Origin of the sequence: Methylobacterium longum (assembly GCF_022179385.1) — a bacterium.
Classification (GTDB): Bacteria; Pseudomonadota; Alphaproteobacteria; order Rhizobiales; family Beijerinckiaceae; genus Methylobacterium; species Methylobacterium longum.
Genome location: NZ_BPQS01000001.1, coordinates 175,180 through 187,618 on the forward strand (window position 1 = coordinate 175,180; position 12,439 = coordinate 187,618).

The following is a 12,439-nucleotide window of genomic DNA, read 5'->3' on the forward strand; positions in this document are numbered from 1 at the left end:
GGTGGGTATTGGCAGCAACACTGCACCGATTAGGCACACCAATTAGCACACGGGCACCGCAAAAGGTGGGGCGGGTGGGACAAGTGGGACGATCTGAGCGACGCCACAACTGATAGGAGACATGCGTATGACTTCGCCTAAATCAAAGCCGTCGGCTCGTCGACCACGGTCCGGCAATCCTCAAGGCCGCCGCCAACGCCCACATGCACCTCGGTTGAACTCTAATCCGACTCGCAGCGGTCCGCGCATTCTTGATGCCGTTCACGATCAGCACGGTGCATCATGGTTCAGATACGGGACCGACACACGCTCAATTTGGTTCGCGATGGCCGACCTCGTAAGAGCACAATCGCAGGTTTTCGGTCGCCTCGCCGAGATCAACGCGCCAGTATTGACCGCGCGATCTATAACCGCTTTCAAAACGGAGATTGAAGACCACACCACCTTCGGTGAGGCACTGGTCGCTACGCGACCGGGCTGGCTAAAAAACCACTTTGTTTTTGGCGACGGTTCAGTAATTTCACCGAAAGACGATGGCCGCAAGGTAATCTGCACCTTCGAGCCGGACATACGCTTCAGATCGCGTGGCACCCTGGCCGAGTGGCAGAAGTTGTTCGACCCCTTCGTTCAGCAGCAAGTCCTCGTTCACTTCGCAGTAGCCTTCGCACTCGTAGGCCCCTTGCTGCGATTTGTCGCCCGTGGTCAGTTAAATCCGCAGGTTGAGATAGTTGGAGATCAGGAAACTGGCAAATCCGCGATCGGGGTATTAGCGTCTTCAATTTGGGCTGGCGACCCAAACAGCGATGTAGGGGGTGGAGAGAGCCTTGACGGCACATTCAACTCCTTCGACGAGGTAAAGTCTTTCCGTCGCGACAGCTTCGCATTCTTGGACGAAGCCAACTTAGTTGGCTCTTCCCCCGGTCATAGATCCGGCTTCCTGCAGGACTTAATCTTCAAAAATAGCTCAAATCGAGGCAAAAGGCGTATGGGAGATCCAAGCGCGCTTGAAAATGCCAGCCTCGCTATCCTAAGCACAACGAACATCCCGCTCAAAGATCTGGTTACGAGGGAGAACGCCAGCATACGAGCGATGCGCTCGCGTTTGATCACGATTACCCTCGCGCCCGGTCGGCCATTTGGCGTCCTTGACACAGTGCCCACGGGTTACGCGAGTGCAGAAGCGGCGATCGAGGCGCTGCAGTCTGCTGCCGATGAGTGCTGGGGCACTCCAGCTCGGAGATTCGTGGGAAAGCTTGTTCAAAGAGCCAATCGCGATGAGGACCGCCTTCGGCGACGGGTAGCGAGGGACATAGTCCGTGCCAGGCAAGCACTGGCTGACGTTCCCTGCTCGACACGCGTGAAAAAGACGCTCGCCCTGGTAGCAGTGGCAGGCAGTCTCGCCAGCGAGTGGGACGTCTTCCCTGAGGCATGGGGCTCACCGACAGCCATGATTCGCGCCATTGTGCGGCTCATGCAGGATGATCAGCCTGGTGTTTCGGCTTCACCGATCGAGAGCGTTCGGGCCTTTGCCGAGCGGCATCAAGACGGAATTGTCGACTTGACCAACAAAAAGCCCATGTCAAAAGGCGATTTCGATAATTGCCCCGGTTTCCTTCGGAATCAGAAGCAATTGACTGAGTTGCTCATCCCTACCGTGCGATTCCAAAATGAATTCCCAGATTATAAAATGATCTTAGATGCATTAGAAAGTGATGGACTACTCAAGCCTGAAAATGGCGAGCAAAAAAAGCGGTCAGTTAAGGCGCCACGAGGCATATGTGCCGGCAAACGCGTTTATTGCATACGAATAACTTGAGGGCACATGTGACACCGCGAAAAGAAACTGCGAGCAAGTGACGGAGCTGCAGCTTCCTGACGGTTATCGCGGAGCAGGAGCAGCGATAATTGAGCAAAATGTGAACAAATTACCGCGTGGAGTGGGCGCCTTCGCGGGCAGCGACATGTCACCTCCGTGCTCCGGCCGCATGCTGTTCTTCTTCGAGAAACCCTCGGCGACGTGGCAGCTGCAGCGCTTCTTCCGTCCGCCGAACACGGTCTGCGTGGCCGCCTAGGATCACCTGCTGTCGGCCGAGGAGCCGGGCAGCATCCGGCCCGAGTGGAAGCCCTGGCGCTTCGACGCTCTGCCGATCGTGCTCGCCACGATTCCGGTCAGCTCCGGCATGTATTCAGCGCCTATGGGACGCCTCGCGAACGACGACGGAGCCATCGCGGCGCCGTTCGGTCAGGCCGAAGCCTGCGGGGTGCCTTGGCGTTCCGATACCTGCCCGAGCCGGACGACCTCTGCGGCGAGGTCCTGAAGGCTGGCGTCACCCTTGCGCAGCACCCGGTCCGCCCCAGCCAGCCTGCGGCGCTCCTCTCCCGACACGTCCCGCGCGCTGAGGACGACGACCGGGATCTCTTCGCAGCCGGGTCGCCCCCGCATCTCGCGAAGGAACGTGAACCCGTCCATCACGGGCATCGTCAGGTCAAGCAGCACCAGCCGGGGCCTATCCTCAGCCATGCGCTCAAGGGCCTCGGCCCCGTCTCCGGCCTCGCGCACCGACCAGCCGTTGCGTTCGAGGACGCTCCGGAGGCGTGCCCGCATGTCGGCGTCGTCGTCGACAACGAGGATGTCGCCGGCCCCACGTCCGACCCGGTCGAGGACGCCCTTGAGCCGTCCCCAATCCACCGGCTTCGGCAACGCGTCCGCCGCACCGAGGGACGCGCTCAGCGCTGCGTCGGCCACGAAGCTTATCATGACCACCGGGATGTCCCGCGTGGCCTCCTCGCTCTTCAGGGTCGCCAGTACCGTCCAGCCGTCCACTTCCGGCATCATCACGTCGAGCAGGATCACCCGCGGCGTCAGGCTACGGGCCATCTCCAGACCCGTCTTACCGTCGGCGGCCGTGCGCACCGAGAACCCCTGCCGGGCGAGGAATCGGGTCATCAATTCGCGCTGGCTCGCCTCGTCGTCGATGACCAGCACAAGGCCGCGACCCGGCTCGCCGTGCCCTTCCTCAAACGCGGGCTCGACCGCGACGCCCCCGTCGGGCACCTTCAAAAGCGTCGCCGGTACGACGAGGGCGAAGCACGTGCCGCGGCCCTCGACGCTGGTTACGGTGATGTCGCCGCCGAGGAGCTGGGCCAAGGCACGGCTCAGCGCCAGCCCAAGGCCGGTGCCGCCGTAGTTGCGCGTGGTGCTCTCGTCGGCCTGGGTGAAGCGCTCGAACAGGCGCCCGACCTGTTCGGGGCTCATGCCGATGCCGGTGTCCTCCACGGTGAAGCGGAGCCAGTTGCCGCCGACGTCCGCCTCGCGGCCGACCCCGAGGGCGATGGTGCCGGCCTCGGTGAACTTGGCCGCGTTCGAGAGCAGGTTGAACAAGCACTGGCGCAGCTTCACCGCGTCCGTGCGGGCCCGTCCTACGTCCTCTGCGACCTCTACGACGAGGGTGTTGCCCTTCTTTGCGACCAGCGCGTCGACCGTCCCGGCGGCGTCGCGCACGAACTCGGCGACGTCGATGTCTTCCGGGTAGAGCTCCATCTTCTCGGCCTCGACCTTGGACAAGTCGAGCACGTCGTTGATCAGCCCGAGCAGGTGCTGGGCGTTCGACTTGATCTTACCGAGGTCCTTCAGGAGGCTATCTTGGCCGAGCTCCTCCGCCTCCTCCTCCAGCATCTCCGAGTAGCCGATCACCGCAGATAGCGGCGTGCGCAGCTCGTGGCTCATGTTGGCCAGAAAGCGGCTTTTGGCACGGCTGTGTTCCTCGGCCTCATCCCTGGCTTCACGTAGGGCGGCCTCGAACGCCTCGCGCTCGGTTATGTCAGAGTGCACGCCGACCCATTCGCGGATTGTCCCGTCCGCGTTGCGCACCGGGCGCCCCTTCACCGCGAATAGGCGGTACACGCCGTCCCGGTTGCGCACGCGGTGCCGGAGCTCGTAGCCCCTGTCCTCCGCGACAGCTTCACGCCACGCAGCTTTGGTCGGCTCGACGTCCTCGGGATGCACGGCTTGCGCCCATCCGGTGCCCTGGCACTCTTCCTCGGACTGACCGGTGTACGCCTGCCAGTACAGCTGAGGCCCGGTCATCGCGCCGCGAGCGTCGGCGGTCCAGATGATGTCGCCGACTGCCTCTGCCGCGGCTCGGAAGCGGCCCTGGCTGGCGTGGAGGTGGCGCTGCACCCGTTGCTGGTCGAAGGACGCGGCCACGATGGCCATAAATAGGATCGTGAAGGTCGCGCCAGAGACGTACAAGGCGAGGTTCTGTTGGCTGACGTCGACGCCGGCGGCGTGGGCGGCGTGAGCCCCGAGATCCTCCGCCGTGAAGGTCGCCGCGGCCATGCCGGTGTAGTGCATACCCGCGACCGCGAGGCCCATAACCACGGCGGCCGCGAGCTTCTGCCAGACGCTGTTCTGCCGGAAGGTCAGCCACAGCGCGGCGGTCGCGGCGGTCACTGCGATGGCCACCGATGCGACGACCACGGGCAGACTGTAGGCGAGGTTGCCCGGCACCCGCATCGCCGCCATGCCGGTGTAGTGCATGGCCGCGACGCCGACGCCCATCAGCGGACCGCTGACGAGGACGTCGCGCGGCGCGGCGTCCTGGCGGCTGACCCAGGTGAAGGCCGCGCCCGTGGCCGCGATAGCCAACACCAGGGACGCCACGGTGATCCCGAGGTCGTAGGCCGCCGGCATGCCCATCTCGAAGGCGAGCATGCCGACGAAATGCATCGCCCAGATCCCCCCACCCATGGCGAGCGAGGCGGCCGCGACCCAGGCCCAACGCAGGCCGGTCGCTGCCCCACGGACGCGCCCCCCGAGGTCGAGGGCCGTGTATGAGCCGAACACCGCGATGGCGATGGAGAGCGCGAAGAGGGCGGGGTCGTAGCCGGTATGGATCATAGAAGTCCCGATGATGTCGCCGGAACTTTATCTCGGAATCCGAGCGGTGTTGCGGCAATCTTCCAGCCGGCAACGATGGCGCGCGGATCGTGGTCACCGTATCACGTCGTGGAGGCTGAGCACTGCAGCGGTGTGGTTCGGCGTGTGCGACGTCTGAAACTGAGCGGTTCTGGGCCGCCAGCAATCGGCTTCGCCTACTACACCAGCAGCGTGCCGGCGATCCGGCCGTTGTGTCAGTTGCCGTCGCCAAGTTTGTGAAGGCATCCACGCCCGCCCGACTGAGGTAGGGGGCACACAAGGGGACGGGCGTGGAGGTCGAGAGGAGGACCCGACGCCGAGACAACGCAAGAAGCATGCATCCACGCCCACCGGGTTGCCCTGGGCACGGGCTTGGGACGGGCGTGGAGGTCAACGACGCCTCTTCGCCGAGGCACTCAAGCCTACGCCAGAGCCGAAAGTCGGCAGCGTTCAGGGCCCTGCCGAATCAGGATGCCAGCACGAAGTCTGCGCCTGCAAACCCGAGACCGGCCATGAACAGGCTCCCGCCCATCACCTCAAGGACCGCGCGGTGACGCTGGGACCTTAGGGATCCGGCAGCCATGCTGACGCCTGCCACGACACAATGGAAGCGGCCGGATCGAACGTCCGAGAAGGGTGGTAGCCGGACTTTGGCCTTCCGGCGCGAAGCGGACGTTCCGCATCCGACCTATTGCGAACGTTGATCTACGCGGGCCGCCGAGATGGCAATAACCTACAGCGACAGCATGCTAACGGCCAGCGGCGATCGAATATCGACAGGTATTATTTGCAGGATGCTTCAAGATATGTAGGGTCACCTTTCACATTTACGGTGCAGTAGTACTTTCGCTCAATGCACCGAAAAGGCCTACAAGTATCCCGTTCGGTCTCATTGGAGGTGACTACTTCAAACTCGTAGGCTTTAGGGTAAGATGATTTCAACTCAGCTATAGCTTCAGCACAATATCCAGGCTGGTTGCCTCCACCTCCTCTCCAATTCGACGCCTTATCAATCGTCTTTTGGAAACCCCACGAGGCGACGCCGTTATCGGGAACGCGACACATACGAACGACGCTCCCGTCGCAGCCCTCGAACCCTTCTTTCACAACGGCGACAGAATCTTCGGCCGATGGATAGAACCCGTCTCCTCTGCTTGGACGTAAACGCGACACAAGGCTCTGAACCGACGACCAGTTGCTTTTCATCCTTGCTGTAGCACATCCACCAAACTGATCTGCTTCAAGTTCTTTCCTATCCCGCGCAACCTCCCTTCTTTCAAAAAAGTGTCCCCGAACGAAATGTCCGAACTCATGCCCAAATACAAAGATGGCCTGATCTCGATCGTTGCCGATTACTTCCCGTACCCATGTCGGGTTGTATACAATATATCTTCCGGGCTTGACTCCGACCGAGCTAAGTTCTTGAGTCATGTCCGGAGCACTTGCCGCCCACGACTCGACCTTTTCAATCATACCACATGATATAATCGAGATATCACGATCCATCCCAAAATATGAGCCGACGGTTCGCAGAAGTTCCTCTGCATCAGGAACAGTATCGCTGACCTTCGCACTTCCAGTGATTTTTCCTGTGGCGTGCTCCTCAAGACAGACCTTCACATCTGCCACGGCGGCAGCGGCGGACCAAGGCAATTGTACGAACAAGGCCGTGGCCATCAGGAGGCATGAGATCCGGCCAAAAACTTGCGCGTTCATGGAGTTGGCTCGCCGGTTTTGATATCGATCAGGTCGCCGGCCGTGGACGCGATCCCGAGGGACGAGCAATTCGAGCGCGTGAACTTGCCGTTATTACCGAAGGTCAAAGCTCCCCGAAATAGAGTCTGCTCACATTCGCGTCGGGCAATAAGACCCTCGTAGATCGTTCCGTTCGAGCGAACCCACCTCATGAACTCACGCGCTGCCAGATCATTCCGATCCCTTTGCATATGACGGAGAAGTGTTGATTTCGAAAAATTACCTTCCCCGACATTGAAGATGAATGACACGAGAGCAGAAAATTGATCAATATTAGTTTCGATGGCATCCCGCCTACCATCTCCATCTTTATCCTCTTTGTACAAAGCAGTCTTTCTAACAGCCAAGCTCGCGAACGAGAGATCTTCCTTCAAAAACGCGACTGCTTGGTCCTCGCTGATCCCATCCTTCAAGACATCAAGGCTTATATTCCCACAGCGGTCCTTCTTGAGCAGCCGACCGTAACCAATCGTGCAATATCCGGCCGCGTCATTGTAAGGAATGTGAGTATTTCCCTTTTTAACGGCCCCCTCGAAATCAATTATAAGCGCCAATCCGAGGCTAGATATGGTCCGAGCCCCAGTTGAAGGTGGAGCCGCTCCAAGGCTGTTAGACTCTCTTCCCTCCAGTAGTGTAATCGCGAATTGAGATGTGATCTTAGCGGGTACATCGGGAAAGTCTTGGCTGTACGCGACAGAAGCGAATAGGACGAAGCTAATGCTAAAGCAGAGCACTCTCGTCACGATTACCTCCGACTTCAATGAGACAGCAAAGTTTTCACCAGACTGTTTCACGCACCCCAGTGCCCGTCAACGGCGTACACAACAAGCTGCCGCGAAGCAGACCTTCTGAGGGTCTGCAATGGGTCGAAAGCGGCTGCAGTGGGTGACAGCTATGCCGAGGGACGAGCGTCATCAACTGAGGGGCGCGAGGGTCGTCTTCCTTTATCACCCGCTTGGACCGCGCGGCCGCATGAGGCGGTTTCGCAATCACCTTGAAGCAGGATCTTCTCGGCTGCTATGACACGGCCAGCGCTGCTTTGACCTCACTGGTCGCGTGTGAGACGCAGGGGCCTCACTGCGGGCTGGAAATCCATCGTTTGGCTTTTCCGCAGTCGGTGGTGAGCTGAACCTTCTGTCCACTCACAGATGACGCCGACAGGCCACCCTCATTCTGGCGCGCCTGGCCGCCTCGATGAAGCTTGAGGGCGGCGCTTCCGAACTGCTGCAGCAGGTTCCTCATCCGGAAGCAGGTCCGTGAATGGCACGGTGAAGAGCAGGTGGCGGTCGGCATCCGCTACGGCGAAACGGTAGCTCTTCAGCTGCGGATTGCACTCGCAGTCGCCTGCTGAGGTAAAGCCGTCGCCGTGGCGCGCGAGTGCCAGCGCGGCCGTGTCATCGGAGCAATCGAGCCCCTGATGATCCAGGCACATTACCCCTCGCGGGGATTGAACGTCGAAGAAATAGTGCGGCACGGGTTCCTCCTCGCCCCCTCGTTGATCGGCGTTACCGTTGTTTGTTCTTGTTAGAGGTAGTGTCGCATTGTTCGCCCTGCGTGTCATGAGCGGTGAGCAGGCTTAAAGCCGTACTTACACGATCGCTGAAGGCAACGACTGTTACTCACCGTTGCGGGGTCGGCTGGCAGCGTCGAGCACTGCGCCTCGGCTGGGCTCACATTGACAAATAGGAATATAATCTGATACTTAGGCTTCGGGCCGCCGCTTGGTGGCCTTCATCGAGGGCCGCCATGAGGCACCCATCACCCACGCTGATGCCGGACCGCCGAGGTCGATCCACCGGCTTTCCGTGCTGCTCTCAGCCATCCGCAACCATCCCAAGGGGGCCTCATCCGAGGCCCCCTTCGCATTTCTGGAGCCTGTTATGACCGCAGCCACCGCTACAAAGTCCAAGGGCGCACTCACACCGGCCGAGAGCCCACTGGTCAAGCCCACGCCGGCGCTCATCGTGTTCGGCGCCGACAAGGGCGGCAAGCCTCACGCCGCTTGGTTTCCTACTCCCGATGTGAGCCTAGCCACGAAGGCGGCCGAGACCATCGGCTTCCCTGCCCTCGCGCTGTGCGACGATGCTCAGCGCTCGACTGCCGCTGAACTGCCACAGGGCCGGGTGTTCAGCTCGGGTCGCGCCTACGTGCCGTTCGTCGCTAGGGAGGTGTACGAGCGCCTGCAAGCCCTCGCCGGCGAATCTGCGAGATCCACCACCGCCAATATCAGATTAGCCGCACAGAGCCCTGAGAAGCCCGTTGACGGCCACGACGGCTGCTTTGGCGGGTCGGGCCCGGCCGATCCCCGCTACCCGCGCAGCTGGGCGGGCATCGCGATCGGCAGCCTCGTGTTGATCACCGAGGGCGACGAGGATGGTTGGTACGAAGCCATCGTCGTCGCCTCGAAACCCGGCGGCGAGTTCACGCTGCAGTGGCGCGATTGGCCGGATCTGCCGCTGCTGGTGCGCCGACGCGATGAGATGGCCTTGTTGCACCCGAATGCTGCGGCGGCAGCCGACGCCTGATCGCGGTCAGATCACAAAGCTGGCCGGCGGCGCGTTGGGTGTTGCCGGCCGACGAACTACTCGGCGGTGCGAGACCCTATGTCGGAAATGCGCCCAATGCGGCCGCTCAGCCGGCTCTGAAGGCTTCTTCGAAGCGACCATGCTACCGCTTGCAGCGCGAGTTTATCGCCCAATCAACCCAGGAGTCCCTGTTCGGTCTTCAAAGGGCAGCAACAGTCGCATATACGCGAAGCTATCGCAGCGGAGATCTTGAAGAGTGTTCTCGACCTAACGCCCAAAAAAAGCCGATCTTGCCGCTCAGTTCCAAGGATACCACTACAATAAACTTCGGAGACGGCCGTCTCTGACGCGCCCAACAGTGTTCGTCCCTACTCGACAGCGCCCATGCGAAGTCCCGCCTGGCTGCACAGGACATATCGAAGACAGGCCCTAAGTTGCCAATGCCTCTAGAACAAACTATCCTACCTTTTGCAAAACATGATCAGGGCATCTCATGATGACGCTTTCTGCTATTCAAGAACTTCTCTGGCGACGAAAACTTTCATTCATTTTGCCAGTTATCGCTGTTTTCATCTCATCGGTGTTATTTCAAAAATATTACCCTAAAACGTACGAAGCTTCAACCTGGCTTTTGCTAAGCGGCAACCCGGCTGTTAGCATGGAAGGCGCTGGACGAGAACAAGTTACGGTGGCCATGCGCGAACAGATGCTGAAAACTGAGTCTCAAATAGCGCAAAGTCCCTCAGTAATCCAACGCGCAATCCAAATTTCAAATGCATTGGAGTTCGTTAAGCAGCGAGAACCAGGTCAATTTCAGTCAGATATACCGCAAAATCGCCTTATCGAATTGTTTGTTACTAGCAATCTACGCGTGCTATCTGAGCCGAATACTAATTTGATTAAAGTGACGTTTAGGGATAAAAATCCAGTTTTCGCAGCTGACATGGCAGATGCTGTTTCCACAGCGTTAAGGGAAAAGCACCTTGAACTCAACCTAATTTCGGGAGCGCCAGATTTCTTCTCAAAGGAATCCCTCAAATATAAAGAGGAGTTAAAAGAAGCCGCGATGCGCCTACGAGCTTACGAACAATCTCATCGGATATTCGCCATCGCCGATGAAAAGAAATTGTTGCTAGAGCGCCTCGACTCTACGTCGACAGAACTTGCTTCAACTGATGGACTCATTGGCAAGGCACTCGGTGAGATTGCATCTCTGAAAATGCAGATTGCAGCCCTGAAAAGCAAGTTAGTTTTACCTCCTGAAATATATGGATCTTCTCAACAAGCATTGGCCAATACGTCCATAAGATTAAGCGATCAGTCTAGTTCAGATCCGCCACTCCTTCATATTCGTATTTTTCAAGACTCTGCGCAGAAACTTGTCTCCTCGAACGCTGAACTTGCTGGTCTTGAAGAACTTAAGAAAAAACAATCCGAAAGAGTAAAATCTATCAGCGATAAACTATCTTATCTGTCGACTCAAGAAGAGGTTTATAATGGATTGAAGCGCGATGTTACCAAAGCTGAGACCGACTTGCTTATGATCTCCAAGAGGAATACTGAAGCGGAGGTGGAGAAGTCACTCAGATCCACCGAGAGCTTATCGAATTTGCAAATTATGCAAGTGGCAGTTCCGCCACTCCAGCCGATCTGGCCGAAGTCATCCGTTACATTAATACTGGGCGTTGCACTAGGATTGATGGTTGGTCTGGCAACAGCAATAGCGGTGGACTGGCTTAAAGAGGAAGGGCGGTCAGCGTGATATAAATTCAGATTTTGAATATCATTTGCAGGGATGACAATAATGGTAAATATTCACTTGTGCGATTTCAGGAATTTTTGGTTATAGAATTGTGTACTGTGACTGCTTCGTAAATTATCGAGGTTGGGTGACGGTGATGGAAAGTATACCGGTGACAATGTCAGTCAAAAATTGCAGCTTATCAGACGCAAGTCGTTCCAACACAGTTATAACCTATATCAAAGTCATCTTAATATCTTCGATTTTTTTCCAAAAGTTTTCATTCCCGGGGACGTCAGGTGTCATACCTCTAGTTCTGCCGATACTATTGTTAGCCACACTTGCCGGATTATGGCGCGGGGATTTGCTTATCAGCCGAACCAGCGTTTTTCTGTTTTCCATATTCGGTGGGATAGGGTGTTTCAGCAGCATATTTTGTAAAGAAAATACGATTTCATCTCTTGCATATGTAGTTGCCTGTCAATCGGTGTTAGTCACAAGTGTTAGGCAAGATTTCAAGATATCTGATGTTTTTGATTTTTATTGCAACAGCATGTTCCTTGTTTCAGTTTTAGCCGTAATTCAATACTTTTCCCAGTTTGTTATAAATCGTGAATACTCATTTTTTCTGGACTATAACTTGCCTCAGGAAATTTATCTAAAAGGTTTTAACAACTTAAATCCTCTCGATTGGGATAGTCCAATAATAAAAAGCAATGGTGTGTTCTTTCCAGAACCATCTATATTCAATCAGTTTTTGTCTTTGGCTGTTTTTTTTGAAATCATAAAGCGACAACGGCCGTTATATCTATTGTGCTATCTCATGGGATTACTGGTTAGTTATTCTGGCACGGGCGTGGTGATGTTATTCATTGTCCTGCCTATTTATTTGATTTTCAGAGCTTCATTCAAAAGTTTCATTTATTGCACTGCTCTGCTGGTCTTTGTTACTATTTTTTTGCAGTTTATTGACTCGGAGTTTCTCACGAAACGTGTGACCGAAGTATTTCTGCCTAATACCAGTGCGCACGCACGTTTCATCGCCATTTTTTGGGTGATAGAACGTCAGCTCGATTTTGGAGTCTTTCCCACATTTTTTGGGGTTGGCCCTGGGCAAATTATACCACAAGACGTCTTTGCGCCTTTCCAAATCACAGATCCCACATGGGGCAAAATCTTCTTCGAGTACGGCGCGCTTGGATTTATCATATATATATTCTACTTCTTAAGTTTTTGCAGAAACACTCCGTTCTTTATCTGTTTAAGCTTAGGTGTAGTTTATTTTTTCATGGGAGGTTACATAGCATATGCTCCTATTATCTCACTGCTTGTAGTTTTTCTAGCGTGGACACCAAAACAATCAGACAATTTTAACGCGTCAAACGGGACAGACTGATTTGGTTAAATGTAATGGGTTTGGAAGCGCGGCTGGCGAAAGCATCGTAAATGTCGGCGCATCGCTCTTAGCGGACAGGCACGCGGCGGAAGCCGTCGAACCGA

The 12,439-nt window shown here is 56.7% G+C and carries 9 protein-coding genes; 5 read left to right on the top strand and 4 right to left on the bottom strand.

Annotated elements, in window-relative coordinates; genetic code table 11:
• The first annotated feature begins 127 nt into the window (after positions 1 to 127).
• Entirely contained in the window at positions 128 to 1,816 is a 1,689-nt protein-coding gene (locus MFF58_RS00810) for a DUF927 domain-containing protein (RefSeq protein ID WP_283206415.1), read from the top strand.
• A gap of 100 nt (positions 1,817 to 1,916) precedes the next feature.
• Entirely contained in the window at positions 1,917 to 2,072 is a 156-nt protein-coding gene (locus MFF58_RS00815) for a hypothetical protein (protein ID WP_238284668.1), read from the top strand.
• A gap of 170 nt (positions 2,073 to 2,242) precedes the next feature.
• On the opposite strand, the gene MFF58_RS00820 is transcribed toward MFF58_RS00815, so the two are convergent.
• The 4 genes from MFF58_RS00820 to MFF58_RS00835 form a co-directional block, all read right to left on the bottom strand.
• On the bottom strand, positions 2,243 to 4,900 hold the full coding sequence (locus MFF58_RS00820) for an MHYT domain-containing protein (protein WP_238284669.1): 2,658 nt from the start codon (positions 4,898 to 4,900) through the stop codon (positions 2,243 to 2,245).
• A gap of 801 nt (positions 4,901 to 5,701) precedes the next feature.
• Positions 5,702 to 6,595, bottom strand: coding sequence for a M48 family metalloprotease (locus MFF58_RS00825; RefSeq protein WP_238284670.1), 894 nt, complete (start codon positions 6,593 to 6,595; stop codon positions 5,702 to 5,704).
• A 35-nt stretch (positions 6,596 to 6,630) separates the two neighbouring features.
• Positions 6,631 to 7,416: a lysozyme gene (locus MFF58_RS00830; RefSeq protein ID WP_238284671.1), complete on the bottom strand. Its 786-nt coding sequence runs from the start codon at positions 7,414 to 7,416 to the stop codon at positions 6,631 to 6,633.
• Between the two features lie 425 nt (positions 7,417 to 7,841).
• A complete protein-coding gene (locus tag MFF58_RS00835; RefSeq protein ID WP_238284672.1) occupies positions 7,842 to 8,147 on the bottom strand; it encodes a DUF6894 family protein in 306 nt (101 codons plus the stop codon).
• Between the two features lie 406 nt (positions 8,148 to 8,553).
• On the opposite strand from MFF58_RS00835, the gene MFF58_RS00840 reads away from it, so the two are divergent.
• The 3 genes from MFF58_RS00840 (at position 8,554) to MFF58_RS00850 (ending at position 12,335) form a co-directional block, all read left to right on the top strand.
• Positions 8,554 to 9,198 (top strand): hypothetical protein, encoded by a 645-nt coding sequence (locus tag MFF58_RS00840; RefSeq protein WP_238284673.1) that lies wholly within the window; start codon positions 8,554 to 8,556, stop codon positions 9,196 to 9,198.
• A 493-nt stretch (positions 9,199 to 9,691) separates the two neighbouring features.
• Positions 9,692 to 10,960, top strand: coding sequence for a GumC family protein (locus MFF58_RS00845; RefSeq protein ID WP_238284674.1), 1,269 nt, complete (start codon positions 9,692 to 9,694; stop codon positions 10,958 to 10,960).
• Positions 10,961 to 11,087: 127 nt separating this feature from the next.
• Complete coding sequence (locus MFF58_RS00850) at positions 11,088 to 12,335, top strand: O-antigen ligase family protein (RefSeq protein ID WP_238284675.1); 1,248 nt, start codon at positions 11,088 to 11,090, stop codon at positions 12,333 to 12,335.
• The last annotated feature ends 104 nt before the right edge of the window (positions 12,336 to 12,439 follow it).